This is a genomic window from Novosphingobium sp. SG754, from assembly GCF_013149315.1.
GTDB classification, from domain to species: Bacteria; Pseudomonadota; Alphaproteobacteria; order Sphingomonadales; family Sphingomonadaceae; genus Novosphingobium; species Novosphingobium capsulatum.
This window is the reverse complement of the sequence record NZ_JABGCC010000003.1, coordinates 316,399-343,081: the sequence shown is the minus strand read 5'-3', so window position 1 is coordinate 343,081 and position 26,683 is coordinate 316,399. Positions and strand designations below refer to the sequence as shown.

The 26,683-nt window shown below is 66.7% G+C and carries 19 protein-coding genes; 5 read left to right on the top strand and 14 right to left on the bottom strand.

The genetic code is table 11. The annotated features are described in order from the left end of the window. Window position 1 precedes the first annotated feature (1 nt). Entirely contained in the window at window positions 2-781 is a 780-nt protein-coding gene (locus tag FHW97_RS09515) for an SDR family NAD(P)-dependent oxidoreductase (RefSeq protein WP_370525361.1), read from the bottom strand. Between the two features lie 171 nt (window positions 782-952). On the opposite strand from FHW97_RS09515, the gene FHW97_RS09510 reads away from it, so the two are divergent. After that, the gene (locus FHW97_RS09510) at window positions 953-2,413 is read left to right on the top strand and encodes an SRPBCC family protein (protein ID WP_171798795.1); all 1,461 of its coding nucleotides are present in this window, start codon (window positions 953-955) and stop codon (window positions 2,411-2,413) included. 68 nt (window positions 2,414-2,481) lie between these two features. Beyond that, window positions 2,482-3,186: a ThuA domain-containing protein gene (locus FHW97_RS09505; protein ID WP_216647727.1), complete on the top strand. Its 705-nt coding sequence runs from the start codon at window positions 2,482-2,484 to the stop codon at window positions 3,184-3,186. Between the two features lie 128 nt (window positions 3,187-3,314). Here FHW97_RS09505 and FHW97_RS09500 read toward each other — a convergent pair whose 3' ends face one another. From FHW97_RS09500 to FHW97_RS09485, 4 genes are all read right to left on the bottom strand, one after another. Next, a complete protein-coding gene (locus FHW97_RS09500) occupies window positions 3,315-5,390 on the bottom strand; it encodes a phosphocholine-specific phospholipase C (protein ID WP_216647710.1) in 2,076 nt (691 codons plus the stop codon). A gap of 57 nt (window positions 5,391-5,447) precedes the next feature. Continuing rightward, the gene (locus FHW97_RS09495) at window positions 5,448-7,754 is read right to left on the bottom strand and encodes a TonB-dependent receptor (RefSeq protein WP_054131408.1); all 2,307 of its coding nucleotides are present in this window, start codon (window positions 7,752-7,754) and stop codon (window positions 5,448-5,450) included. Window positions 7,755-7,880: 126 nt separating this feature from the next. Continuing rightward, window positions 7,881-9,293, bottom strand: coding sequence for a cytosine permease (locus FHW97_RS09490; RefSeq protein ID WP_171793063.1), 1,413 nt, complete (start codon window positions 9,291-9,293; stop codon window positions 7,881-7,883). A 104-nt stretch (window positions 9,294-9,397) separates the two neighbouring features. Then, complete coding sequence (locus tag FHW97_RS09485; protein ID WP_171798793.1) at window positions 9,398-10,387, bottom strand: GlxA family transcriptional regulator; 990 nt, start codon at window positions 10,385-10,387, stop codon at window positions 9,398-9,400. Between the two features lie 112 nt (window positions 10,388-10,499). On the opposite strand from FHW97_RS09485, the gene FHW97_RS09480 reads away from it, so the two are divergent. Genes FHW97_RS09480 through FHW97_RS09470 form a run of 3 tightly spaced genes read left to right on the top strand, consistent with a single transcriptional unit; the run spans window position 10,500 to window position 13,947 of the window. Beyond that, window positions 10,500-11,393: a 3-keto-5-aminohexanoate cleavage protein gene (locus FHW97_RS09480; protein ID WP_022675654.1), complete on the top strand. Its 894-nt coding sequence runs from the start codon at window positions 10,500-10,502 to the stop codon at window positions 11,391-11,393. Then, window positions 11,393-12,874: a carnitine 3-dehydrogenase gene (locus FHW97_RS09475; RefSeq protein ID WP_171798792.1), complete on the top strand. Its 1,482-nt coding sequence runs from the start codon at window positions 11,393-11,395 to the stop codon at window positions 12,872-12,874. Before FHW97_RS09480 ends, FHW97_RS09475 begins: the two co-directional genes overlap by 1 nt. Window positions 12,875-12,891: 17 nt before the next feature. Next, window positions 12,892-13,947: an alpha/beta fold hydrolase gene (locus FHW97_RS09470; RefSeq protein WP_253941703.1), complete on the top strand. Its 1,056-nt coding sequence runs from the start codon at window positions 12,892-12,894 to the stop codon at window positions 13,945-13,947. 4 nt (window positions 13,948-13,951) lie between these two features. Here the strand turns inward: FHW97_RS09470 and FHW97_RS09465 are convergent, their stop codons facing one another. From FHW97_RS09465 to FHW97_RS09425, 9 genes are all read right to left on the bottom strand, one after another. After that, window positions 13,952-14,491, bottom strand: coding sequence for an RES family NAD+ phosphorylase (locus tag FHW97_RS09465; RefSeq protein ID WP_245652472.1), 540 nt, complete (start codon window positions 14,489-14,491; stop codon window positions 13,952-13,954). A gap of 2 nt (window positions 14,492-14,493) precedes the next feature. Continuing rightward, entirely contained in the window at window positions 14,494-14,856 is a 363-nt protein-coding gene (locus FHW97_RS09460; protein ID WP_054131413.1) for an antitoxin Xre/MbcA/ParS toxin-binding domain-containing protein, read from the bottom strand. A gap of 181 nt (window positions 14,857-15,037) precedes the next feature. Continuing rightward, window positions 15,038-16,585: an alpha,alpha-trehalase TreF gene (treF, locus tag FHW97_RS09455; RefSeq protein ID WP_171798791.1), complete on the bottom strand. Its 1,548-nt coding sequence runs from the start codon at window positions 16,583-16,585 to the stop codon at window positions 15,038-15,040. Next, complete coding sequence (locus FHW97_RS09450) at window positions 16,582-18,057, bottom strand: tryptophan halogenase family protein (protein WP_171798790.1); 1,476 nt, start codon at window positions 18,055-18,057, stop codon at window positions 16,582-16,584. Before FHW97_RS09450 ends, treF begins: the two co-directional genes overlap by 4 nt. Beyond that, a complete protein-coding gene (locus FHW97_RS09445; protein ID WP_171798789.1) occupies window positions 18,054-20,072 on the bottom strand; it encodes a hypothetical protein in 2,019 nt (672 codons plus the stop codon). The genes FHW97_RS09450 and FHW97_RS09445 overlap by 4 nt, the downstream gene beginning before the upstream one ends. 191 nt (window positions 20,073-20,263) lie before the next feature. Continuing rightward, window positions 20,264-23,098, bottom strand: a complete 2,835-nt coding sequence (locus FHW97_RS09440) for a TonB-dependent receptor (RefSeq protein ID WP_171798788.1) — start codon at window positions 23,096-23,098, stop codon at window positions 20,264-20,266. Window positions 23,099-23,239: 141 nt separating this feature from the next. After that, on the bottom strand, window positions 23,240-24,223 hold the full coding sequence (locus FHW97_RS09435; protein ID WP_171798787.1) for a FecR family protein: 984 nt from the start codon (window positions 24,221-24,223) through the stop codon (window positions 23,240-23,242). Then, window positions 24,220-24,816 (bottom strand): RNA polymerase sigma factor, encoded by a 597-nt coding sequence (locus FHW97_RS09430; protein WP_253941702.1) that lies wholly within the window; start codon window positions 24,814-24,816, stop codon window positions 24,220-24,222. Before FHW97_RS09430 ends, FHW97_RS09435 begins: the two co-directional genes overlap by 4 nt. Window positions 24,817-24,881: 65 nt before the next feature. Beyond that, the gene (locus tag FHW97_RS09425) at window positions 24,882-26,615 is read right to left on the bottom strand and encodes an FAD/NAD(P)-binding protein (protein ID WP_171798786.1); all 1,734 of its coding nucleotides are present in this window, start codon (window positions 26,613-26,615) and stop codon (window positions 24,882-24,884) included. Window positions 26,616-26,683: the final 68 nt, after the last annotated feature.

The window sequence follows — 26,683 nt, the reverse complement described above, 5'->3', positions numbered from 1 at the left end:
GTCATACCCCCATCATCCCGGCCGTGGTGGCGCCGTCGATCGTCAGTTCCGCGCCCGAAATGAAGCTCGCCTCGTCACTTGCCAGATAGGCGACCAGGCCTGCCACTTCCTCCACCTGCGCCATGCGGTTCATCGGCGCCATGCCTTCATAGATCGCGCGCACGGCGGCCGGATCGGGCTGGCTTTCCATGATGGCGCGGATCAGGTCGGTTTCCACCACGCCCGGCAGGATCGCGTTGACCCGGATGCGATAGCGCTTTTGCCCGCAATAGACCGCGGCCGACTTGGCCAGCGCCACGACAGCGGCCTTGGTGGTGGAATAGGTGACATAGTTGCCCAGCGGGCGCGCCGCGTTCATCGAGGAATTGATGATGATCGATCCCGTCGCGCCCTGGTTGCGGGCCATGGCGCGGATCGCGTGCTGCACGGTCAGCATCACGCCGGTCTGGTTGATGGCCACGATCTTGGACCAGCCTTCGATCGTCACGTCCTCGATATTGGCGTCGCCCTGTTCGGTGCCGGCATTGGCAAACGCAATGTCCAGCCGGCCATGCTCGGCCAGCAGACTCTCGATCAGGCCCGGCCAGGCGGCGGCATCTTCCACGCGGTGGCTGGCAAAGCGGCCGCCCACCTCCTGCGCCAGTGCCTCGCCCAGTTCGGCGCGCGATCCGGTAAACACCACCTTGGCGCCTTCGGCCGCCAGGCGGCGCACCACGCCTGCGCCGATCCCGCTGGTGCCGCCGGTTACCAGCGCCACTTTTCCTTCCAGCCTCCTGGACACGGCCATTCTCTCCCGCATTTTGGTCTTGATGGGTGATCATGCCGCGATCCGGGCGCGCGCGAAACCTATGCTTTCAGCAAGGTGACTTGCGCCGCGTCGCCGTCCTAGACCATGCTGGCATGTAGGCCGGGCAGTCACGATCCGGCGCGAGAGGACAGGATGGCACCCACCATGGCAGCACCCGATACCGCAAGCGCAGACACCGTGGCCCAGCGCCCTACGCCCGAAAGCTGCGGCCTGCCGGTCAGCGAGGGGATCAGCTGGCTGGAACTGATGGCCGCCGATTCGCGGCCCGCGCCCGAGGTGCTGACCACGCCCAGCTATCAGAACCGCGGCAGCACGCCGATCGCCGCCGCGCGCTATACCAGCGAGCATTTCGCCCAGCTGGAACGCGAGCGGATGTGGCCGCGCGTGTGGCAGTTCGCCGCGCGCGAGGAAGACCTGCCCGAGCCGGGCGATTATGTCGTTTATGAAAACGCCGGGCGCAGTTTCCTCATCTCGCGCCAGGACGATGGATCGGTGCGCGCCATGCACAACGTGTGCCTCCATCGCGGCCGCAAGCTGCGCACCGAAGATGGCACGGCCGATCGCTTCGTCTGCCCGTTCCATGGCTTTGCCTGGAACAAGGACGGCAGTTTCAACCACATGCCATGCAAGTGGGATTTCGCCCACCTCGATGAAAACAAGCTGGCGCTGCCGGCGGTAGAGGTGGGCCAGTGGGGCGGCTACATCTTCCTGCGGGAAGAGCCCGGCGGGCCGAGCCTGGAGGAATTCCTTGCCCCGCTGCCCGATCACTTCAAGCGCTGGCGCCATGAAGAATGCGTGACGGTAATGTGGGTGGGCAAGGAAGTGCCGGCCAACTGGAAAGTCACGGCCGAAGCCTTCATGGAAGCCTGGCACACCGTGGTCACCCACCCGCAGCTGCTGCCTTTCACCGGCGATTGCAACAGCGCCTACTGGACCTGGGGCGATCATGTGAACGTCAACCTCGTGCCGTTCGGCACGATGTCTCCGCACCTCGATCCGGCGGGCAAGAGCGAGCAGTGGATCGTTGACCAGTTCGTCAAGTACAACGGCCGCAGCGGCGACAACTATGATACCTCCGCCGATCCCTATGCTGTCGAAGTGCCCGAAGGCATGACCGCGCGCGAGGCGCTGGGTGCCAAGATGCGCGCCGCCTATACCGCGCAGACCGGCTATGACCACGATCACGCCACCGATGCCGAACTGCTCGATGCGCTGGTCTACAACGTGTTCCCCAACTTCGCCCCGTGGGGCGGGTTCATGCCCAACATCGTCTATCGCTGGCGCCCCGGAAAGACGCCCGATACCTGCATCATGGAAGTGCGCATCCTGATGCGCGTGAAAAAGGGTGAAAAGCATCCGCGCGGCGTGCCGATGAAGTTCCTGCGGCTTGACCAGAAATGGACCGAGGCGCCCGAACTGGGCATCCTGGGCGACGTGTTCGAACAGGACATGGATAACCTGCCCTATGTGCAGGAAGGCCTCCACGCCTCCAAGACCGGCAAGGTGCAGCTGGGCAACTACCAGGAAATCCGCCTGCGCCAGTTCCAGCAGACGCTCGATCAATACCTCGGCATTCCCGAAGGCAGCGACGGAGCCGGTGCGTGAGCGAACCCGGGCAGAGCCACCCGCGCCGCATCGACTGCGTGCTCATCTGCGGCGGGGTGTGGCACGACATGGATTTCGCCCGGCTGGAACTGCTGAAACTGCTGGCCGACGATCCCGCCGTGCGCACCCGCGTGTTCGAGGATTACGAGAACATCGCCGCGATCGAAGCGGCCGATATCCTGATCACCTATACCTGCGACGTGACGCCCTCACTGGCCGCGCAGGAAGCGCTGCGCGCCTGGCTGGCGCGCGGCGGGCGCTGGTATGCCCTGCACGGCACCAATTCGGTGCTACGCCTGCTCGACCAGGGGCCCAACGCCGGGCTGTGGGATGCGCCGCGCTGGGCGCCGCTGTTCATGGACATGCTGGGCAGCCAGTTCATCAGCCACCCACCGATCGCACCCTATCGCGTCGAAGTGGCCGATCCTGATCACCCGCTGGTTGCCGGGGTGGAACCGTTCGACACCACGGACGAGCTTTATCACCTCGAAACCCACGGCAACCTGCACGTCCTGCTCGATACCTGCTGCACCGAGCCGGGCACCGGCTTTGTCGAGGCCGCTGCCGCCCCCGGCCGCCATCCAGTGTTCTATATCAAGGAGCACGGCCAGGGCGCGGTGCTCTACCTCACCCTGGGCCACTGCCGCGGGCACTATGATCTGCAACCGATGCTTGACTGGTGGCCCAGCGTGGACCGCTGCGCCTGGGATTTGCCGGTATTCCACGATCTGCTGCGCCGTGGCGTGGCCTGGCTGAAAGAACCGCTGGGCTGAGGCGGCGGGATCAAAGCGGGACCCCGGATCAAGTCCGGGGTGACGGTAACATGTTAGGATAGCTTTATTTTCTCGTCACCCCGGACTTGATCCGGGGTCCCGCTGTAATTATCAAAACCGCAACCAGCCTACACCTCGACCATCGTCCCCATCGCCGGGTCAGACCAGCTCGGCTTGCCGGTCTCGACGTGGCCGGCAAAACGGCGGCGAAAGCCATCGGGGCCGTCCACGGCCAGATCATACCAGTGATGGCTGGCAGCAATCGGCACCCGCACCGTGCGGGCCTGGCCGGGCGCCAGCACGATGCGCTGTGGCGTGGCCGAGGCCGAGCCATAGGCCAGGTGCCGCAGCGACAGCGTGACCGGCGCCGCGCCAGGATTGGCCAGTGCCACCAGCAGCGTATCGCCCGCTTCCTGCACCGATACACGCGCGGGCGGCGGCAGCGGCCCAGCCAGATCGCGCACAAAGCCATTGGGCCCGCGCACCGTCAGGCGGCACGGCCCGGCAGCCAGGCCGGGCGGCCGATCGCGCAAGGTGGCACCGGCGGCCACGGTATAGGTCCACGGGCCGGCGGTGCCGCCGCGATCATAAACCTGGAATACCGCGCCTTGGCGGCCGGTATTGGCAAATTCCAGCTGCCAATCGGCGCCGCTGCCCACCTCGCCCACCGCCAGGCGATAGGGCAGCGCGCGCGCCGGGCGCTGGCCGGGTTCCTGCCGGGGCATGGCCTGGTCAGCCGGCGGATGCGGCTGCGGCAGGGCGGCCTGCGCCGCCACACGCGCGCGATAATCGCCGATCGCGGGCAATGCCTGCAAGGCATGCAGCGCCGCTCCATCGGGATCGGCAAAATCGAACATGTCGACCAGATCGCCGGTGACCGCGCGGCGCCAGGGCGAAATGTTGGGCTCCATCACGCCAAAGCGCCGCTCCAGGAAGCGGATCACCGAGGTGTGATCATTGACCCCGGAATGGACAAAGCCGCCGCGCGTCCAGGGCGAAACGATCATCAGCGGCACGCGGATGCCCAGGCCCACCGGCTCGCCCTTGTAGGCCTCGCCATGCGTGTCCACGCTGCTCAGCCCCTGGGCACGGTTCACCGCCGGCACCGGGCCCGGCACATGGTCGAAAAAGCCGTCGTTCTCATCATAGTTGATGATCAGCGCGGTCTTGGCCCAGACCTTGGGATTGGCCACCAGCGCTTCGATCAGGCGCGCGGTCAGGCTTTCGCCAAAGGCCGGCGTCGCCTCGGGATGCTCGGAATAGCGCGCCGGCGCCACGATCCACGAAACCTGCGGCAGCGTATCGGCGGCCACGTCCTTGGCAAAGGCAGAGACCAGATATTGCGCCTGCGAGGTTTCGGCCGTTTCTGCGCTCGATCCCGCCACCCACGCCCGCCCGCGGCGATAGAGCGACGACGCACGATCGAGCCCGCGGAAATTGGCGAAGTACGGCAGCGAGTTGTCGCCGAAATTCTCGTATTCCTGATAGACCTGCCAGCTTACCCCGGCCTGTTCCAGCCGCTCGGCATAGGTCGTCCAGCGCGCCGCGCCGGGGAAATCGGCCTTGTCGCGCGCCATGTCGGCCGTCCAGTTGCCATCGTCGGCATTGTCCACCGCCTGGGCGCGATCGTCGCCTGCGCTCAGCCCGCTGGTGCCGGAAAACAGGAACATGCGGTTGGGATTGGTCGGCCCGTGGATCGAGCAGAAATACTGATCGTTGATGGTAAAGGCATCGGCCAGCGCGTGATAGAACGGGATGTCCTCGCGCACGAAATGGCCCATCGATTGCGGCGTCTTGTGCTTGATCCAGCTGTCGTATTCCGCCCAATCGGCAAAGGCGCCCTTCCAGCTGTGGTCCAGGCTTTTCAGGCCCTGGGCATTGCTGATCCGGCCATCCATGCGAAACGGCAGCACCACGCCCTGGCGATCGGGCGTGGGCTGGTGAAACACGCTTTTCCCATTGCGCAGCAGCAGCGGGCGCGGATCGCCATAGCCGCGCACCCCGCGCAGGGTGCCGTAATAGTGATCGAACGAGCGGTTTTCCTGCATCAGGATGACCACATGTTCGACATCGGCCAGCGTGCCGGTGCGCCGTGCGGCCGGCAGCGCCAGAGCCGTGGCGATCGATTGCGGCAAGGTTCCGGCCGCCCCGGCCGCCGCCACCGCTTTCAGGAAACTGCGGCGCGCCGGCCGATACGTCATCATGCTTGCCTCAATAAACAGGCGGATGCCGGCGCTGCGCTCGCCGGCATCCGTACTCTGTCAAAACCGCTTGCGCAGCGTGATCGAGGCCTGGCGCGGCGCCCCCACCAGCATCGACTGCAGCGTACCACCGGGGTCGGTGAAGGCCAGACCGTTCTCACCGAGCGTCGCGATATACTTCTTGTCGAACAGATTTGTGACGTTCCCCTGGATTTCCAGATTATGCAGCGGGCCGTCGGCGGCATCGAAGTGATAGCCCAGCGAGACATCGACCAGCACGCGGCCGGGCACGCTGGCATCGTTGGTATAGGTGTAATAGCGCTTGGACTGGTAATTGGCGCCGATCCGGCCGCTGATCACGCCATCGTCATAGGCGATTTCGGCGTTGGCGAGGTGCGCCGGAACCGTCGCCACCTGCTTGTTCTTGGTGGGGTAGAGCACGCCGCTCAGCACGTCGTCGTCATACCGCGCATCGGTATAGGAATACGAGCCATAGAGCGACAGCGCCCGGGTCAGGTGATAGGTGCCGGCCAGTTCCACCCCGTTGGTGGTGACCGAACCCACGTTGGACAGCACCGTGGCGCAGCCTACGATGATGGCGCAGGGCTGCACCGAAAGCAGCCGGTTCTCGAACTTGACGTGATAGCCCGCGATAGAGCCTTCGAAGTGATCGAGATGGAAGCGCAGGCCGCCTTCCACCGTCTTCGAGGTTTCCGGCTTGATCGTGTTCTTGATGGCCTGGAAACCGGCCTGGTTCGTCATGAACGGATCGGTGGTAAAGGCGCGCATGTTCTCGGCATAGCTGAGGAACGCCTCGACCTGGGGATTGAACGTATAGTTCACGCCCGCCTGCGGCAGGAACAGGTCACGCGCCTTGAGCCGGCCCGAGGTATCGCGCGCGGCAGCGCTGGATTGGCTGGCGGGATCGTACTGGTTGTCGACGATCACGCTGAGGCCCTTGAAGCCGGCGTTGATCTTGAGGCTGTCGGTGGCCTGGAACGTATCCTGGACAAAGAACTGCGCGGTGGTGATTTTGAAGTTGTACTTATACTGCGTGTAGAACGGATTTTGCGGCCACTCGCGGTTGTCGATGCTCGACGTGGTCGAGTCCGCCAGCGGGAAGAACTGCCGCGCCGTGGTATACTTGTTGGATTCGTACCAACCGCCCAGTTCCAGCTCGTTGGTGCCGATCTTGTAGGTCAGCGCCCCGGTCAGGCCGCCGCGCGCAATCTTGTACGAAGTGGAACGGATCGACAGCGCCGCGCCGCCCGGCGTTGGGGTATAGGGCGTCCACCACGTACCGATGCCCTTGTTGTGGTGATAATAGGGCGAAATGCGCAGCGACAGGCCGCTGCCGAGGTCCGCCGTCAGGCTGGCGCCGGCCAGGAAGTCCTTACGCAGGCCATAGCCGTTGTAATAGGTATCATCGGCGCAGATCGTCTGGCTGTATCCGGCGTAATTGGCGCAATACTTGGAATAGTTGACCAGATCCGATTGCAGGTTCTTGGCAATCGCCAGAGCGGTCTTGTAATCGTTGCGGATATAATCCCAGTTCCAGCCATATTTCTGGATCAAGGCCGGCGACATATCCATGTAGTCGTCGTCCTTGAAATCGGAATAGTTGGCAAAGGCCGTCAGCTTGGCACTCGTGCCCAGCGGCACCACGATCTTGCTGTTGACCGACCAGGCCTGCTGCTTGCCTTCGCCCTTCCACTTGGGCGCATCGAGCCACGATCCGCTGACATAGGCCTTGACCCCGCCACCCAGATCGCCGGTGTTGAGCCGGCCGAACAGGCGATAGGCGTTTTCGCTGCCATAGCTGGCCTGGGTATCGACGCCGAAATCGTCGGTCGGCGTCTGGCTGAAGAATTGTACCGTGCCGCCCAGGTTGGAACTCGACGGCGTATCGAGCGCGCCCGAACCCTGCGCCAGGGTGGAACTGCCAATGTTTTCCGAGGCGATCGCGCGGCTGATGTGCAGGCCGTTGAAATTGCCATAGCTCATGTCGCCCAGCGGCACGCCATCGAGCGTGAAACCAAGCTGGTTCTGGCTGAAGCTGCGCACCGAAAAGCGCGTGGACCATTCGTTGGTACCCAGCGCATTGGCCGATTGCACCGAAACGCTCGGCAGCTTTTCCAGCACCTTGAGCGGGCTGGTACCGGGCGTGGCGGCCTTGATATCAACCGCGGTAACGGTCTGGACCTGGCGGGTTTCGCCACGGCCATAGACAACGATGGGACTGCCTTCGTCATCGCCCCCGGCAGCAGACGCCGGCGTTGCCGCATCGGGTGCTGATTGCGCGAGGACGGGTGAAGCGGCGCCGGCGAGCGCAAGCAGAGCAACGCCGGATAGATGCTTATAACGCATATGAATTCCCCCATGTGTTGTACTGAATGATCACGGGAACGCGGGCGTTATGCGCTTGTGCGGACTCACCGGATCAATTCAGCCAGGTCCTCCTGTCAAAAAAGTTATGCAAAGCGCAACTTATGGTCAACAAACGCTTTGCTTATGCTGCGGCACCTCCATCTGTTGCGTTGCCGAAACGTTTCTGCACAAGACGAGATAGGCCAGCGCCGAGACCGGCAAGCCGATCAGCATCGAGATGTCTGCCCCGCCCAGGGCGCGCGCGACCGGCCCTGTAAAAACATGCGTGCTGAAGAACGGCACCATGGCCAGGAACCCGGCAAGATAGGCGATCAGCCCGCGCGCATTCCACCGCCCATAGATGCCGTCTGGATCAAATATCGCCGCAATCGAATAATGCCCTTTTCGCACGATGTAGAAATCGACCAGATTGATCGCCGTCCATGGCGTGAAGATATACAGCAGCACCGACAGCAGCAGTTCGTAATCGTGCATGAAATCCTTCGATGCGGAAAACGATAGCGCCGAAGCCAGCACCGTGACGATCACCAGCGACACCACTCGTTCGCGGATCGTGCTGCGCAGGGTCATGAAGGAATCGGCAATCGACAGCAGCGTCAGCGACGCGCCGTAGAAATTGAGCGAAGTGGCCGTGATCAGCCCGGCAAAGGCCACGACCAGCAGCACCATGCCAAACCCGGGCACGATCTGGTCCCCCACCATGCGCGCAGCGGCGATCACGCCATCCTGCGGCAGCGCGGCGGCGGCGATCGCCCCCACCGCCATCATCCACACCCCGCCCAGCATGGCACCGCCAAAGGTCCACCAAAACGCCGCGCGCACGCCCACTTCGGGCGGAAGATAGCGCGAATAATCAGAAACATAGATCGACCAGCTGAGCTGATACGCGGCCGCGGCAAAGAACTGCAGCAGGAACGGGATCATCACGAAGCGGTGCGGATCGAACTGCCCAGCGGGCAATGGCACCAGCCAGGCTGCGCCGGCAGTAAACACCGCCAGGATCGCGATCAGGGCAAAGGCCAGCGTGCGCTGCGCCCGGTGGATCAGGTCATAGCCGATCAGCGCCACGCCCATCGCCAGAATGGTGAAAACCGCCATCGTCGGCCGGGGTGGCAGGCCTGCCAGTTCCTGCACCGTCTGCGCCGCCAGCACCTGGTTGAACGCGTTGTAGCCAACGTAGGTGATCAGCGCGACCACCCACACCAGCAGCGCCCCGCGATAGCCGAACTGCGGGCGCGACTGGATCATCTGCGGCAGGCCCAGCTGCGGCCCCTGCGCCGCATGGAACGCCATGAAGAACGTGCCCAGCGCGCAGCCGCCCACGATCGCCACCAGCGACCAGAACAGGTTGAGCCCCATGGCAATGCCCAGCGCGCCGGTGGCCAGCGTGGCCAGGTGCGCATCGCCGGCAAACCACACCGGCCACAGATGCCAGACTTTGCCATGCCGCTCGGCCAGCGGCACGAAATCGATCGAATGCGCCTCTATCCGCGAGCGCGTAACCGGTTGGCTGGACATGGCCCATTTCCCCCGTCTTGGCGGGTCGTGCCTGTGCACGCCCGTGTGTACACGCGATGCTGGGGGGCTTGGCCGGGGGCCGCAAGGGGGGAAATGCGCAAGGCTCACTCGGCGGTGGTAGCGCGGGCAAAGCGGGTGCCACGGCGGGCGGCGGTGGCGGTGATGCCAAACGCGCGGCGCAGATCGCGGGTCAGCGCCGATGCCGAATCAAAGCCCGTGGCCAGCGCCACGTCGAGCACGCGCAGGTCGGTGGTTTCGAGCAGCACCCGCGCCCGCTCCAGCCGCAGCCGGCGGTAGTGGCGCTGCGGCGAAACCCCCAGATGCGCCAGGAACAGCCGCTCCAGCCGGCGCACGCCCACGCCTGCCTGGCGGGCGAGGTCGGCCGAGCGCAACGGCAGGTCGAGGTGGGCCTCCATCGCGGCGATCGCGCGCAGCAGGTGCGGATCGCGGATCGCCAGGCGCTGGCCGGCCGCCATGCGCTGCCCTTCGCCGGCCGGGCGAATGCGGTCGTGGATGAACTGTTCGGCCACGGTATTGGCAAAAGCGAGGCCATGGGCGCGGGCGATGCGTTCGAGCATCATGTCGAGCGCGGCGGTGCCACCGGCACAGCTGAACAACCGCTCGCTCAGCGTGTAGAGCGCATCGGCCACGGCGATCTGCGGCCAGGCCTCGCGAAACCCGCTTTCCGCTTCCCAGTGGATCGCCACCGGGCCCGGCCCGGCCACCCCGGCCTGGGCCAGCAGCACGATGCCGGTGTCGATCGCGCCAAACCGCCCGCCGCCGCGCCCAAAGCGGCGCAGCGCGGCCAGCCCGGCGCGCCCAAGGCCGCGTTCGGGATGGAACCCGGCGCACACGATCAGCGTGCCCGGCGGATCGAGCGCAGCCAGCGGCGCATCGACCACCACGCGCATCCCGCTCGATGCCGCCACCGGCTCGCCATCGGCGGAATGCAGGCGCCAGGCAAACAGCGGCTGGGCGGCCAGGCGATTGGCCACGCGCAGCGGCTCCACCGTGGAAAAGAACGCCAGGGCGGAAAAGCCCTCCACCAGCAGGAAATCGATTCGTTCAGGCGGGGGTATCGCGGGTTCGGTCATCGCCGCGCAGGAAAACACGCCGCGTCGCAAATTGCATCATCTGTGTCGTTTTTCGCGTCAAATTTTCACGGCACCTGCCGCATGCTGGCATCATCAGCACGGGGGAGTTGCGATGCAGAGCGACGTGTTCATCACTTGCGCGGTTACCGGTTCGGGCGACACCGCCAGCCGTCATCCCGACCTGCCGATCACGCCGGCGCAGATCGCGCAGGCCTCGATCGAGGCGGCCAAGGCCGGCGCCGCGATTGCCCACATCCATGTGCGTGATCCGCAAACCGGGCAGGCCAGCCGCGATGTCGCGCTTTATCGCGAAGTGGTGGAGCGCATCCGCGAGTCCGATACCGACGTGATCATCAACCTGACCGCCGGCATGGGCGGCGATGTGGTGTTCGGCGCGGGCGAAAATCCCCTGCCGCTCAATCCGGTGGGCACCGACATGGTCGGCCCGATGGAACGGCTGGCCCATGTGGTGGAACTTCTGCCCGAAATCTGCACGCTCGATTGCGGCACGATGAACTTTTCGCTGGGCGACTATGTGATGACCAACACGCCCAGCCACCTGCGCGCCATGGCGGCCAAAGTGCAGGAACTGGGCGTGCGGCCCGAACTGGAAGTGTTCGATTTCGGCCACCTGGTCTTTGTCAAAGACCTGATCAAGGAAGGCCTGCTCGATGATCCGGTGATGATCCAGCTGTGCCTGGGCATCCCCTATGGCGCGCCCGATGATCCGGGCACGACCATGGCGATGGTCAACCAGCTGCCGCCAGGCGCCACGTTCTCGGCCTTTTCGATCGGCGCGCGGCAGCTGCCGTTCGTGGCCATGGCCGTGCTGGCCGGTGGCAACGTCCGCGTGGGCCTGGAAGACAACCTCTATCTCTCGCGCGGGGTCAAGGCCTCCAACGCCGATCTGGTCACCCGCGCGCGCACCATCATCGAGGCGATGAACGTGCGCGTGATGGGCCCGGCCGAGGTGCGGGAAAAGCTCAAGCTGCGGAAGGTGGCGTAATGGCGGCGCATTCCATCGCCCGGGCGGGGCTGGTCGGCGGCGGCGTGATCGGCGCCGGCTGGGCGGCGCGCATGCTGCTCAACGGCATCGACGTGGCGATCTTCGATCCCGATCCGGAAATCGAACGCAAGGTGACGACCGTGCTGGCCGCCGCACGCCGCGCCTGGGACAAGCTGGTGCCCGGCGCCCTGCCCGCGCAAGGCCACCTGCGCCTGGCCAGCAGCGTGGAAGACGCCGTAGCCGATGCCGATTTCGTGCAGGAAAGCCTGCCCGAACGCGAAGACCTCAAGATCGCGATCCTGGCCCGCATCGATGCCGCCACGCGGCCCGACGTGGTGATCGGCTCGTCCACCTCGGGCCTTTTGCCCACACGCCTGCAATCGGGCATGGCCCATCCCGAACGGTTGGTCGTGGGTCATCCCTTCAACCCGGTATACCTCCTGCCGCTGGTTGAAATCTGCGGCGGCGCCCAGACCTCAACCCAAACCAGGGACCGCGCCGCCGCCTTCTATTCGGCCATCGGCATGCACCCGCTGCATGTGCGCAAGGAAATCGACGGGTTCATCGCCGATCGCCTGCTCGAAGCCTTGTGGCGCGAGGCGCTGTGGCTGGTGAACGACGGCGTGGCGACGACCGAGGAAATCGACGACGCGGTCCGCTTTGGCGCCGGGCTGCGCTGGTCGTTCATGGGCACGTTCCTGATCTATCGCATGGCCGGCGGCGAGGCCGGGATGCGCCATTTCCTGGCGCAGTTCGGCCCTGCGCTGAAACTGCCGTGGACCAAGCTCGAAGCACCCGAACTGACGCAGGAGCTGATCGACGCGGTTGCCGCGCAGTCTGACGACCAGGCCGGCGACATGTCGATCCGCGCGCTGGAGCGCCAGCGCGACGATTGCCTGATCGCCGTGCTTTCGGGCCTGCGCGGGCAGGATTACGGCGCTGGGCAAACCCTTGCCAGCTATGCCCGCCGCCTGATGGAGCAGGCCCCCGCCCCGCTCGCCAGCAGCATCGACGAACGCCGGCCCCTGGCCCTCCACGCCACCGACGTGGCGCCGGAATGGATCGACTACAACGGCCACATGACCGAGCATCGCTACCTCCAGGTGTTTGGCGATACCACCGATGCGCTGCTGCGGCACATCGGCGTGGATGCGGCCTACCTGGCGCAGGCCGGCAGCTGGTTCACCGTGGAAACCCACATCCGCCATCTGGGCGAAACCCACGCGGGCGATCGCCTGGTGGCCGCCACGCAGATTCTGGGCGCCGATGCCAAGCGCGCCCACGTGTTCCACAGCCTGTTTCGCGGCAGCGACGGGCAACTGGTGGCCACGGCCGAACAGATGCTGTTGCATGTCAGCAAGGACACCGGCCGGGCCGGGCCGGCCACCGGCGTGCCAGCGGCGCGCATGGCGGAACTGGCAACGGCGCAGGCCGATCTGCCGGTTCCCGATGGCGCCGGCCGCCGGATATCGCTGGGCTGAACAGAAAGGAAAGACCGATGCGCCGCCTGATGATCGCGTTTCTTCTGGCGGCGACGGCCGCAACCCCGGGCCTGGCCAAAGCACCAGCCCAGCCCGCCGCAGTGGTCCCGCCGCTGCCCGATCGCTTCGACGATTTCGGGCCGGCGGTCCAGGCCTTGACCCTGCCAGGCGGGCGCGTGGTCCATTTCACCGACAGCGGTGACCTGGGCGGGCGCAGCGTGGTGTTCATCGGCGGCACCGGCACCAGCGCGCGCGCCAGCGGGATGACCGATTTCCTTAAAAGCCTGCGCGTCGCGCTGAAGCTGCGGTTCATCACCGTGGAACGCAACGGCTTTGGCGATACCGCCTATCAGCCGGGATGGACCTATGCCGATTATGCCAGCGAGGTGCGCGCCGTGCTCGATCACCTGGCGGTGCAGCGCTTTGCCGGCGTGGCGATTTCGGGCGGTGGCCCCTATATGGCCGCCGTGGCCGGGGCGATGCCCGATCGCGTGATCAGCCTGCACATGCTGGCCACCGCAGCCACCAATCCGCAGGGGCGGCAATGCGGCGTGCCGCTCGCCACGCTGGCGCAATCCCTTGCCGGGCAAGTGCAGAACCCGCAAAGCTGGTGGGCCTTTCCCGCCACCAGCCCAACGCGGCGCATCCCCGGCTTTGCCGATCGCGCGTTCGAGGAAGGCGCGCGCACGTTCTTCATTCGCGGACAGATGGGCGATCCCCTGCCCGAGGCGGCCGAGATGCAGCGCTATTGCGGCGCGGCGCCCGATGTTTCCAAGGTTACCGCGCCGGTGCACATCTACCAGGGCGGTGCCGATCCGCTGGTCACGCTCGACCAGGCGGAATACTGGCACCACCATTTCCCCAACGTGGTCGTCTTCCGCGTCTATCCCGGCGAAGCGCACGACGTGCAATATCGCCATTGGGACCAGGTGCTGATCGAACTGGCCGGGATCACCGGGCAAACCGTGGTGTGCCAGGGCGGACACAGCGCAGCCCTGGCCGATGCCAAGGTGCCCGCCGCGCTGGCCAAGGGTGCCAGCCTGGGATTGTGCGCATGGCAGGCAAGAAATTGAAGGTCTAGCGCCAGGAACTGTCGTCGCGCGGCAGGCGGCCATGGTCGTCCACCACGCGCACCTGGTGGGGCGGCGCCTCGGCCCAGGTCCAGAACACCACGTTGCGATCGTCTGCCTGGGCGCGGTGGGCAAAGCTGGGAACGATCACGCCCGCCGCACCCTGCGCCACCAGCCGCGTTGCCAGGTGCCAGGTGGGTGGGGTGTGCCCGCGATCGGCCAGGTCTTCCCAGGCGCAGGCCAGATCCGCCGGGGCCACGCCCAGGGCAGCCAGCGTGGCCGTGTCGGTCAGGTCCACCAGATCGGCGCAATCCACGTCATACGAACACAGCGTTAGCGGCTGCGCCTTGAAGGCAAAGCCCTGCTGCGCTTCCAGCCAGGCGGTTTCCGGGCGCAGCGCGGTATAGAGCGCGGGCATGCCCACGGGATTGAAGCGCCCGCCATGGCGCGCCGCGCCTTCTCCCGAAACCGGATCAAACGCCCAGCGCGGATGATGCGCGCGATAGACGGCGCCGCTCAGGCGGCTGAACGGCAAAGGATCGGCCACGATCAGGCAAAGCCGCCCTCGGCCATGCGGCTGAGATAGCGCTTCACCGCTTCCCCCCGCCCGGCGTGGACCAGATCCTCTGCCGTCTGATCCCCGAACGAAGGCAGCGGCTGCGACCGATACCAGGCAAAGGCGGCCAGTTCCGAGCCGGCCCAGGGGATCACGCGGTTGACGATCTCCACCATGTCACGCAGCCGCTTCTGCGTGGCGGGCGATGCCACGCGGCTGGCCTTGGACACGCTATCGCGCGACAGGCCCAGGGCATGGGCCAGTTCGGTCTTGGTGATGCGCAGACGGCCCGAGACGACATCGGGCGAAACCGCCCCGCCTTGCCCCACCACATCCACCAGAAACGCCGTAGCCACGCTTGCCTCACCAATTGCCGCGATATAGGGGCAATATACGCGGCAATGGCGGATTTGCAAGATGGGGTCGGCTTAGGTTTCCACCACCCCCAACCCCCTCCTCTAAAGAGGAGGGGGCTTTAGAGCGGCGTGTCAGCTCCCCCTCCTCTTCAGAGGAGGGGGTCGGGGGGTGGTGCGAACCCTAACGCTGATCCCCGTACCGTTCCAAAAACACCCGCGTCACGCCGTTGGTCCAGCCAAAGCCATCCTGCAGCGGATATTCCCCGCCACCGCCCGGCGCATGCGCTTCCGCGTCATACTTTTCCAGCATCTTGCCGGTGCTGTCATAGGCGGCCTGCACCGTGCCCAGCCACGCGCGCGCGATCGTGGCGGCAAGATCGCTCTCGCCATAGCGCAGCAGGCCTTCGTGGGCGATCCATTGCAACGGCGCCCAGCCGTTCGGATCGTCCCACTGCTGCCCCGTGCGCAGCGGCGTGGTGCGCAAGCCGCCCGGCGCCAGCAATTGCGCGCGCACCAGCCGCGCCACGGCCTGCGCCTGATCGGGCCGGGCCAGGCCCACGAACAGCGGATAGAGCGTGGCAGCCGAAACGCGCGGGCTGGCCTGGCGGCTTTCGCGATCCCAATCGGCAAAGCGCCCCTGCGCCGGCAGCCACAGCCAGCGCTGGATGGCGCGGGCGCGGGCATCGGCCTGGGCGGCAAAGTCAGCCGCGCAGGCGCGGTCTCCCGCCTCGGCACAGCGGCGGGCGATGGCCTTTTCCTGCGCCCATAGCAGGCTGTTGAGATCGACCGGGACGATCTGCGTGGTGCGGATCGTTTCCAGTCGCGCCGGATCGCCCAGCCAGCGTGAGGAATAGTCCCACCCGCTTTCCGCCCCGGCGCGCAGATCGGTATAGACCTGTTCGGCCGGCCGGCCCGACGCGCGCGCCGTGGCCACGTCTTCGCGCCAGGATTCATCGCGCGGACCGGGGGCATCGTCCCAATAGCGGTTGAGCAGGCTGCCATCGGGCATGCGCACCACGCGCGCGAATGCGCCGCTCTTGCGCGCGGCGGTGGCGCCTTTCATCCAGAATGCATGCTCGGCCCGCAGCGCCGCGAGGTGCCGCGCTGCCGTGGCGGCATCGTGGCGCGGATCGAGATCGGCCATCAATGCCAGGAACGGCGGCTGCGAGCGGCCGAGGTAATAGGTGCGCGTGCCATTGGGCACAAAGCCATAGCGCGCCACCAGGCTGTCGAAATCATCGAGCATGCCGGCGATCAGCGCATCCTGGCCATCGGCCTTGAGGCCGAGCATGGTGAAATAGCTGTCCCAGTAATAGATTTCGCGAAAGCGCCCGCCCGGCACGACATAAGGCTGCGGCATGGCCAAGGCGGATGAACCCGGCGGCGGGGTGAGCGCCGGGCGGGTCAGCTGCGGCCACAGCGCGGCGATATGCTCGCGCAGCGATGGCCGCGCCCCCGGCTCGGCCGGCACCACGAAGTGCCGGTTCACAAACGCGCGCAGCGCCGCCAGGCCCTGCGGCTGCTCCGCCCGCCACGCAGCCATCACCGCATCGGGTGCCTCGCGCGGGGTGGCATCGGCAAAGGTCTTGCTGTCGGGATAGAGCCGCGCTGCCTGCACCGCTTCGAACAGCGGACCGAACAATACCTGCGGCGGGGGCTGTGGCGAAGGTGCCGCCTGCCCCATCGTGGCCAGTGCTACCAGCGCGAGCGCGAGGGGGCGCAGCCTCATGCCCGGCCCGCCTGCAATTGGGCGAGGCTCTTGGCCACCGCCGCCTTTACGGCATCAAGGTGGCGCAGGTTTTCCATGTCGCTCATGCCGTCCAGCATCGGATTATGATCGCCCGCGCGCAAGCCCTGCCCGGTCATGACGGCAAACCAGCTGGCATCGCGGAACAACTCTTCGCCACGCAGCATCAGGCGCCCACTCGTGGTGAACTGGTCCACCTTGTAGGCCAGGCTTTCGGGCAGAGCCGTGGCCTGGCAGTGCTGCCACAGCGGCTCGCTCCGCCCTTGGGTGAAGTGATAGTGCAGCACCAGGAAATCGCGCACGTCTTCCATTTCCTGCGCGAACACGCGGTTGTATTGCTCGGCCAGCAGCGGCGCGCAGTCCTGGCGCGGGAACAGCGACAGCAGCTTGCCGATCCCGGTCTGGATCAAGTGGATGCTGGTCGATTCCAGGGGTTCGAGGAACCCGCTGGCCAGGCCGATCGCCACGACATTGCCGATCCAGGCGCGGCGGCGGCGGCCGGGGGTAAAGCGGATCAGGCGCGGATCGGCCGTGGGCGTGCCGATCGCGGCGATCAGGCTGTCGCGCGCGGCGTCCGCCGTTTCGAACCGGCTGGAAAAGACATAGCCATTGCCCACGCGGTGTTGCAGCGGAATGCGCCAGCGCCAGCCGGCCGCCGCCGCCGTGGCGGTGGTGAACAGCGGCGCGGCCGGATCGGCGGCGGTGGGCGCGGCCCAGGCGCTGTCGCACGGCAGCCAGTGCGACCAGTCTTCAAAGCCAGCCGCCATCTGCCCTTCGATCAGCAGGCCAGTGAGGCCAGAGCAATCGATGAACAGGTCTGCCGCCACGCGCTCCCCCCGCTCGGTGGTGAGCGCGCGGATGAAACCGGTCTCGCCATCGCGGTCGATCGCCGTCACGCGGCCCTCGTGGCGGCGCACGCCGCGCTCTTCGGCCATGCGCCGCAGGAACGCGGCGTAGAGGCCGGCATCGAAATGATAGGCATGGCCCAGCGTTGACAGCAGCGAGCGTGGATCGCCGCTGCCCCGCACAAAGACGCCGGCCCGCGCCAGTTGCGTGGTCAGCGACACCGCCTCGATATCGATCGGGTGCCCGCCGTTCCACGCGCGGATCAGGCGGTGCGGCAGCATCTGCGCGTCACCCGGCAGGCCATAGGTGCCGAACGGATGGAAATAGGCGCTGCCCTCGCCCTGCCAGCCGCGAAATTCGATGCCCAGCTTCCAGGTCGCGCCGGTTGCCTGCATGAACGCCGCTTCGTCCAGGCCGATCAGCTGGTTGAACCAGTGGATCGTCGGGATCGTCGCCTCGCCCACGCCGATCGTGCCGATCGCATCGGATTCAATGAGGGCAATCGCCACGCCTTGCGGCGCCAGCGCCTTGGACAGGGCCGCCGCTGTCATCCACCCGGCGGTGCCGCCACCCAGGATGGCGATCGAGGCGATCGGCGCGCCGCTCATCGCGGGCCGCAGCCCGTCATGCCCGGCGCGGGGCGCTTGAGCGCGAGATAGACCGTGCTCCACAGCTGCGCGGCATTGGATTCATCGGCATCGCCGCCGCGCGCGCCAAAGGCTTCCACCTTGTAGCGCCCGCCCGTCACGCTCCATGACCACAGCTCGGAACTCTGCACCGCGCGGCTGGCATCGATCGCCTGCCACAGGGCGCCTTGCGCCCCGCGCACCTTGGCGCAGACCGCGCCGGGCAGATCAGTGCGCGCGGCCTGGCGCGCCAGGCCCGCTGCTGCCAGCGCCTGGTGCCACGACCACACCACCGTGCCGTGATAGGCATTGCGGCCAAAGCGCGCCTGCAACGGCGCCGGGGCCAGCGCCGGATCGGCCACGACCATGCCCGCCCCGGTCATCAGCCCGGCGGGAAAGGGCCGCGCCATGGTATCGGCGGCCAGGGCCACCTGATCGGCATCGGGCTTGCCCATCAACAGGGCAAAGCCTTCATCGGAATGGATGATCGGCACTGGCTGCCCGGCGGCATCGAGCGCAATGGCGTGATAGCGCAGCGGGGCATTGCCCAGCGCGGCCAGCGCGGGCGCGGCCGGCACGCCTTCCTGCCGGGCATAGGCATCCACCCGCGCGCGCGCCGTGGCGGCATCCACGCTTTGCAGGAACAGGCGTGGGGCTTCATCGTGCCACACCTGCGCCATGTGCCCCACGCGCGCCAGCATCGCGCGATCATCCGGCGTGGCATAGGGATCGAGCAATCCGGCCTGGGCCATGGCCGCCGCCGCATCGAGCGCGGCCGGCACCAGCACGGCATTCACGTCATAGGGATAACGCCCGCCGCCCAGGCCATCGTTGCTGTCACGCCATTCGCCCGCATCCATGCCGGGTTTGAGCGCGATGAGGTTTTGCCAGCGCGGATCGCGGGCAAAGGCATCGGCCGCCTGCACCACATGACGCAAGTTGCGCATCAACGCGGCGCCCAGCGCGGTATCGCCATCGCGCTCGGCCAGGAACGCGGCGGCGCGCGCCTGCCCGCGCGGATCGTCCACCATGTAGGCGCGCGCCACCGGCGCCAGCAGAAACGCGCTGTCGATCATCGCATAGTTGTAGGTGGGCGCATCGCTTGCGCCCTGCCCGGCCGCAAGATGATCGAGCACGGCAAATTCGCCGATATCTTCCTCGTGCGCGACATTGCCATCGGCCGACAGGCGGGTGAGCACCGAGCGCAGGCCGGTTTCCACCGCAGGGGGCGTCAACACCGGCATGAGCAGCCGCACCGACATCAGCGTATCCCGTCCGAAATAGGTGTTGAACCGCCACGAACCGGCCAGGAATTTCTCATGATAGCTCAGGAATTGCAACGCGCGCCGCGCCGCTGGATCGGCGGCGGCCTGCGGGGTGAGCAGGGTTGGCGCGGTATAGGGCGTGAGCGCGGGATCGCCGCTCAACGCCGTGATCGCCAGGGTGATGCGCCCATCCGGCCCGGCCAGGATCGCGCCATCGGCCACGCGGCCATGGGTTACGGTCAGTGCCAGGCGATAGCCGGCATGGCCATCGAGCCGGTCACGCTGCCAGACGATCATGTTGCCATCCACGCGCGGCGCCACCAGCACTTGCGCCGGCGCCTTGCCCAGCGCCTGGTAATCGCGCAGCACCCGCACGCTCGACAGCACCGCCTGCTTGAGATCGAGCCGGGGCGTGGTGATCTGCGCGGCCAGGCGCACCCCGCGCAAGGGACGGCCTTGCGCGTCGGCTTCGTGCACCGGCACCGGCGGCGTGGCCAACGTCCAGCGCGCCGGCTGGGCAAGCTTGCTGAACCACAGCCCGGTGCCGCTGTTGCCCGCGGGAAACGCCACGATCAGGCGCGGATCGCTGCCAGACCGTAGCACGACATGCGCCGCGACATCGCCTGCTTGCACGAAGGAATTGAGATTGAGCCCCTCCTCCACCACCGGCGCGGGTGCCGCCCCGGTAAGCAGCAGCAGGGCAAGCGGGGCCAGCACGCGGGTGGGGATCATGGGGTGTCCTATGAATAGCGCAGCAATCGTTCCTCCTATCGTCACCCTGGGCTCGACCCGGGGTCCCGCTTTTTCTTGCTGCGTCACGCCAAGCTCCAAGAAGCGGGACCCCGGATCAAGTCCGGGGTGACGAAGGATAAGAGAGGGTGTGCCGGGGGCCATGGGAGGGCAGCCCCCGGCACGAGGGGGCTTCAGAACCGATAGGTCAACGAGGCCAAGGCGTTGCGCCCGGCAATCGCGCGGCCATAGAAATAGCCGTTGACGATCGTCTGCGTCTGGCCCTGGCGCGGATTGCCTTCGGTAAAGCCCTTGGCGTTGGTCAGGTTGTCGATGCTCACCGCCAGGTTGAGCTGGTCGGTCAGGTTGAGGTTGGTGCCGATCGTGAACACGCTGTAGCTGGGCAGCGCCACGCCATTGCCGGCGTCGGCAAAGATCTTGCCCACGTATTTCCAGCGGCCATAGATTTCACCCAGCCCATGGGGCAGCGTGAACGACGGCGTCACGGTCAGCAGCTTTTTCGGCGTGCGTTCGGGCGTGTTGCCTTCGTATTGCGGCTGCGCCGTGCCATCAAAGCGCAGGTTCACCAGGCGCGGCACCTGATAGACGCCGGTGGCGGTGATGCTGAAGAACCGCGTGGGCCGCAATTCGGCGTCAAGCTGCACGCCGTTGGTGGTGTTGTCAGCCAGGGCGTTGACGGCATTGGCCGGATCGGCCGGATCGATGAACTGGTACGACTGGTTCTTGAACAACGTGCGGAAGCCAACGATCGAGGCCGACAGGATCGACGTGCGCAGGCGCACCCCGCCTTCGTAAAGCGTCAGGTCGGTCGGGCCATGGGCACCGCCGGTGTCGGCCCCGTTGGTCTGGAAACCCTTGGCCCCGCGCAGATAGAGCGAGACGTTGGACGTCAGCTCGTAGTTGATCCCGGCGGTATAGGCCCAATCGCTGAAACTGGCGGCGACATGGGTATAGGTGCCGTCAAACGTGCTGCCCACGTCACGCGCCAGGCCCGGCGTGCCGGCCGGCACTGCCTCGTTGACCATGGCGGTGTTGCCGATGTTGGCGGAAATGTGCTGATGCTCATACCGCGCGCCAAAGTCGATGTGCAGCTTGTCGTTGACGGTCAATTCGTCATTGAAATAGCCCGACAGGCTTTCGACGTGGCTGTTGTAGATGCCCTGGCCCCAGTTGCCATAGCTGAGCATGCCGTTGTTGGTCAGTTGGCCCAGCACTTGGCCGCCCTGGTCCAGTGCCACCACGTCATAGATATGCGAATTGTCGCGCACGTCGTTGATCAAGGTGGCCACGGCCGATTGGTCGTTGCGCTGGCGCACATCGTAATACATGCCGCCCACGGTCAGCGAGTTCTGGATCGCATCGCCGCGCGCGTCCCAGGTCACGCCGAAATTGCTGCCGAAATCCTTGGTGGCCAGCGTCTGGTGGTTGAGCACGGTCTGCTGCAACAGGCCATTGCCGTTGAGCGCGTTGAGCGTGCCGGTATCCGAGGCGGCGATCACGTTGCCGGTCAGCGTATCGCGAATGCCGAACTGCGTGGTGCCCGGAAACGCCGCCGCGCCCGCCGCCAGAGTGCTGGCAATGGGCGAGGTGCCCGGCGTCAGATAGTTGACTGCCGAGGCCAGGCCCGCCGTGCCCGAGCCACTGCCCGGGAAGATGCCGTTGAAATCATACTTGCCATCAAGATAACGCGCGCGGGCAAACAGCTTCACGCCATCGGCCACCGGCTTTTCCATATCGATGCGATAGGTCCACGAGGTGGTGTGGATGCCGTCCTCGCCGCTGAACGTGCGCAGGCGATTGCCCGTGGCCGAGGCATCGGGCACCGCGATCGAGCGGAACGCCTGGCCCAGCACATTGTCATAGCGCAGGTCGGTGCCCGGCACGCTGCCGATCTTGCCCGAGGCATCGACGGCAAACGGCATGTCGGCGTAATAGGGATCGTGCTCGTCACGACGCTGCAGCGTCAGGCGCACAAAGCCATCGTCGTCGAAGCGCTTCTCGATCTGGCCCTTCACCTGATAGCTGTTGTAGCGGAACGGCGAATGACGCTGGCCGCGCTGGCTCCAGTAATAGCCGCTCAGGCTATAGGCCAGGCCATCGCTGATCGGGCCCGACAGATAAGCGTCGGCACGGAAATCGGAATAGGTCGTGCCGGTGGCGCGCACCGCGCCGCCCAGCTTGTCGAAATTGAGCTTGCGCGAGATGAAGTTGATCGTAGCTCCCGCGCCATTGGGGGCCAGCACGCCCGAGGTGCCGCCTTCGACCGCTTCCATGCGATCGACCGACAGATCCTGCTGGAAATAGAAATCCGCGCCGCCGCCGCCATAGAGGATCGGCAGGCCATCCTGCTCCAGCGTGATGAACGTCTGCCCGCCGCCGCGCAAGCCGCGCACCGAATAGTTGTTGGAGGCAGGGCCGGCCGTTGCCTCGACAAAGATGCCTGGCACGAGTTCGAGCGTTTCGGCGGTGGAACGCGGCGCCTTGCGCTGCAGTTCGGCCGCATTGGCCAGCGTCACGTTGCTGGAAGAGTTGAACTGCGTGCGCCGGCCCGAGGTGCTGCCGGTCACCACGATGACATCGGCAGGCGAGGCTTCGACCGGCGCGGGTGCTTCGGCTGCGGCGGGGGCTGGCGCAGGATCGATCGTCTGCGCGGCAGCAGGCGTGGCCATCGGGCGCGGTTCGGGGCGCAGGCGTGGCTGCTGGCCCGACATCCGCGCATCGGGCATGCCCGCATCGGCCAAGACCGCCGTGCGCCCATCGAACGAAACCAGGCGCATGTGGCTCGACGCGGCCAAGCGGCGCAGGCCATCGGCCACGGTATAACGGCCCTTGAGCGGGGCGATGCGGCGGCCTTGCGTGGCCGTGCCCGGCGCCAGGATCTGGATGCCCGCCTGATGGGCAAAGATCACGATGGCGTCCTTGGCCGGCTGGCCGGGAACGTCGAACTGGCGCACCTGTTCATCCGCCTGGGCCGGCGCGGCGGCGATCACCGCCGTGGCGGCGAGCATGGATGACGAAATGCAGAAGCGATGGATCGATCGCAAGGTATCCTCCCCTGAAGGTTTGTCACGCCTTTGCGGCGTTCGGCCCTACAGATGACTGGCCAACGATTTTCCGTCGGCTCGGTCCCAAAAAAATTTCGAATGTATCTATTTCAGGATGCGGATCACGCCGTCGCCGCGTTCCACCCGGCCGCCGACCATCGCCGCGCAGGCCTGGGCAAAGCCATCCATGTCATTGGTCTGGAACGAACCGACCACGCGCCGGTCGGCCAGTGCCGGGTCCACTTCCAGGCGATCTTCGTGATAGGCGTTGAACCGCTGCGCCGCCTGGGCCAGCGTCACATCATCCAGCACGATCTGCCCTTCGCGCCAGGCCAGTTCCTGCTGCGCGGCATCGGGCGCGATCGCGCTGACCGCCAGGCCCACGCCATCATCGAGCCGCGCGCGCTGCCCGGCCTTGACCAGTTGCGGCTCGCCGCCTTCGCTCCACACTTTCACCGTGCCTTCGGTCACCACCACATCCACGCCAACGCCAGCGCGGCGGACGTTGAACGCGGTGCCCACCGCCTGGACCCGCACGCGGCCGGCGGTGACGGTAAAGGGCCGGTCGGGCGCCTTGGCCACCTGGAACCAGGCCTCGCCCTGGGCCAGTTCCACGTCGCGGCGGCGGCGGGTGAACGACACGCTCAATTCGCTGCCGCTGTTGACCACGGCCATCGAGCCATCGGCCAGCGGCACACGGCGCATTTCGCCGATGCGGGTGCGGATGCCCGAGCCTTGCGGCCACAGTGCCAGTGCGCCCGCGCCGATCAGGCCACCGGCCACGCCCACCCCGGCCAGCGCCATGGCTTGGCGGCGGGTGGTGCGCCAACCAGGGGTGGAAACATCTTCCTCCGCGTCAGCAGCACCATCATCGCCGCTACCATCCCCCGTGCCCAGCGCACGGCAGCGATCGAGCAGGGCCATGCCCGCCTGCGCCCGCAGCAGCGCGCCGCGATGGCGCGGGTCGGCCGCCAGCCAGGCGTCCAGCGCGGCTTCCTCCTGAGCGCCCAGATCGCGATCAAGCGCGGCGGCCCACTGACAGGCCTGCGCATCGATCGGGTTGGTGACGGGGTCTTCGTGGTCGATCATGGCCGGTCTCCCTGCCGCGCGGGGCGGGCAAACAGCGGGCGCCGCCTGCGGCGCGTGGGCATTTCGGCGCGTTCGCCCTCGGTCAACTGATCCAGCACACGGCGCAGACCGCGCGCCACTTCGTTTTCGACCACGTTCTCGCTCAGGCCCAGAGACAAAGCGATTTCGCGCTGGGGCAGGCCATCGATCTTGCGCATGCGCAGGATGCGGCGGCTGCGTTCGGGCAGCGCATCGATCAGGCGCTCCACCCGCTCAAGCGCCATGCGCCCGGCCACGATCCGCTCGGGACTGCATTCCTCGTCCACCGCCCCCTGTTCCAGCACCGCCAGGCCGCTGGCCGCCTCGATCCGCACCACGCGTTCGCGGCGCACCTGTTCCAGCACGATATTGCGCGCGATGCGAAAGAAATAGCGGCGCGGATCATCGATATGGTCGACGCTGGAAAGCCCGGCCAGCCGGCAATAGGATTCCTGGATCACGTCATCGACGTCGATCGCCGGAAAGGCCGTGCGCAGCCACGTGCGCAGCGCGCGCTCGTGCGGCAGCACATGGCGGCTGACCCAGCCGATCAGGAACGAAGACATTGCAGGCATCAATGCATCGATGCACCGCGCAGGCGTTTCCGTCATCCCGCGCGCAAAAATATTTTCGCGATGCGTCAGGCCGTTGGCCGCGCCACCATCAGCACGTCGGTGCCCTGATAGATCGGATCGGTGCGATCGAGCCAGGCCAGCGCGGCGTGGATATCGTCGCGCGAGCGGGGCTTTGCCTCGGCCCGGCGACCCAGTGCCGCCACGCAGGCGCGGGCCATGGCCGCGCTTTCGGTCAAGCCCTGGATGAACGGGTGGCGATGCAGCAGGAACGGCAGCGACAGCACATGCACGCGCGACAGCGCCGGATCTTCCGGATCGAGCACGTGGCCTTGCGCCGGCGCCAGGCCTTCATGCCAGTGGCGGTCTTCGGCCAGGGCCTGCGCGCAGATGTGCAGGCGCAGCGTGGGAAAGGGAAAGTCTTCCAAACCCAGCGGCGCCTGGCCGCGGGCATCGATCACTTCGTCAAACTGGTCGACCGCGCCGGGAGTGCCGATCGTCCAGCCACCATCGGCCGCGCGCGCCATGCTGGCATCGCGGCCGATGCACTGCACGGTCAGCACGCCCGCCTCGTGCAGTGCCAGCAGGCGCGCCACCGACAGGTGCGGTACAGCGGCGTAATTATCGACAAACACGCGTTTCAGCCCGCGCGAAAAGCGCGCCAGATCAGCGTCGCTCAGGTCAGGCACGATCGTGGCAAAGGCTTCGTGCATGCGCAGGATGGCGTGGCGCCAGGCGATCGTCTGCGCGCGGGCATGGCTGTCGCGCGCCTGGGCCAGGTTGGCGCGGGCATGGACAAAGGGATCGCTGCCCATGCGCGCGGCAAAATGGCGCGTGGCAAAGCTGTCAGCGTCGCACGTCGGCAAGTCGATCGTGCGGGCATAGTCGGGGTCTGCCTCAGCCAGTTCGCGGGCGAACAGGGCAAACGTACGGTCAAGATCGCCATCGGCGCCGTGCACGACGGCGGCCAGCGCAGCCGGCGTGCAGTGGCGCAGCGGTGGCGCCTGTTCCGGCACCCAGAAATCCGCCTCGGGCAGCAGGCCATGGCGCGACAGGAACGTTACGGCAAAGGGCTGCTCCATCGCATAACGCAACGTGCCATCGCCCGCCTCGTGGAATTGCCCGTGGCGCACGGCCAGTTCCACCGCCGCGTCGATCGCGCTGAGCGAACTGCCGATCACGGCCACGCGCCGTCCGCGTGCGGTGCGTGCGCTGGCCCCGGCCAGCCGCGTGCCGACATCGGGTTTGCCATAGCCGCTGGCCACGATCACTGCGTCGAAATCGGCAGCGTGGCGCTGGCCCCGCTGCGTCCAGATCACCCGCGCGCCATCGGGGCGGGCGACGATATCCTGCACTTCGGCATGGCAGTGTAGCTCTGCCTGGCACGGGCCAGCCTCGGGCGTCATCAGGCGGCCCAGCTGGTCGGCATAATAGGCGCCCAGCGCCATGCGCGGGAAAAACGCGCGCGGATCGTGCGCCATCCCGGCCACGCCAAGCGCGGCCTGGCGCCGCACACTTTGCCGCATGGCCCAGGCATTGAGCGTTTCACCCACCGGCGGCAGTTCAAAGCCGGCAATATTGGCCAGCAGATGCGCGCCATTGTTGCGCGCGTTGAACGGGATGCCCTGCCCCGGCTGGCCGCCCGCCTCCAGCAGCGTGACGCGACAGGCTGGCCCCTGGCGCTGCAACGCATCCAGTGCATAGACCGCCGTGGGCCCGGCACCGACAATGGCGATGGAAGGGAGGCTGGACGACGCGGGAAATGGGCCGGATGACGACGGCGCGCAAGGCAGGGGTTGCATGATAGGCGATGAACGGCACGGCCGCCCGATCCGTTCCACCCTGCCCTGCGAAATCGTGCTTTCCTTGA

Bases quoted from the DNA above. Each gene is read 5' to 3' on its own strand.
- FHW97_RS09495 (WP_054131408.1), bottom strand. From the start codon at position 7,754: ATGCGTTATAAGCATCTATCCGGCGTTGCTCTGCTTGCGCTCGCCGGC.
- FHW97_RS09510 (WP_171798795.1), top strand. From the start codon at position 953: ATGGCAGCACCCGATACCGCAAGCGCAGACACCGTGGCCCAGCGCCCT.
- FHW97_RS09505 (WP_216647727.1), top strand. From the start codon at position 2,482: ATGGATTTCGCCCGGCTGGAACTGCTGAAACTGCTGGCCGACGATCCC.
- FHW97_RS09425 (WP_171798786.1), bottom strand. From the start codon at position 26,615: ATGCAACCCCTGCCTTGCGCGCCGTCGTCATCCGGCCCATTTCCCGCG.
- FHW97_RS09435 (WP_171798787.1), bottom strand. From the start codon at position 24,223: ATGATCGACCACGAAGACCCCGTCACCAACCCGATCGATGCGCAGGCC.
- FHW97_RS09480 (WP_022675654.1), top strand. From the start codon at position 10,500: ATGCAGAGCGACGTGTTCATCACTTGCGCGGTTACCGGTTCGGGCGAC.
- FHW97_RS09440 (WP_171798788.1), bottom strand. From the start codon at position 23,098: ATGCTCGCCGCCACGGCGGTGATCGCCGCCGCGCCGGCCCAGGCGGAT.
- FHW97_RS09490 (WP_171793063.1), bottom strand. From the start codon at position 9,293: ATGTCCAGCCAACCGGTTACGCGCTCGCGGATAGAGGCGCATTCGATC.
- FHW97_RS09430 (WP_253941702.1), bottom strand. From the start codon at position 24,816: ATGCCTGCAATGTCTTCGTTCCTGATCGGCTGGGTCAGCCGCCATGTG.
- treF (WP_171798791.1), bottom strand. From the start codon at position 16,585: ATGAGGCTGCGCCCCCTCGCGCTCGCGCTGGTAGCACTGGCCACGATG.
- FHW97_RS09485 (WP_171798793.1), bottom strand. From the start codon at position 10,387: ATGACCGAACCCGCGATACCCCCGCCTGAACGAATCGATTTCCTGCTG.
- FHW97_RS09500 (WP_216647710.1), bottom strand. From the start codon at position 5,390: ATGATGACGTATCGGCCGGCGCGCCGCAGTTTCCTGAAAGCGGTGGCG.
- FHW97_RS09470 (WP_253941703.1), top strand. From the start codon at position 12,892: ATGCGCCGCCTGATGATCGCGTTTCTTCTGGCGGCGACGGCCGCAACC.
- FHW97_RS09475 (WP_171798792.1), top strand. From the start codon at position 11,393: ATGGCGGCGCATTCCATCGCCCGGGCGGGGCTGGTCGGCGGCGGCGTG.
- FHW97_RS09450 (WP_171798790.1), bottom strand. From the start codon at position 18,057: ATGAGCGGCGCGCCGATCGCCTCGATCGCCATCCTGGGTGGCGGCACC.
- FHW97_RS09445 (WP_171798789.1), bottom strand. From the start codon at position 20,072: ATGATCCCCACCCGCGTGCTGGCCCCGCTTGCCCTGCTGCTGCTTACC.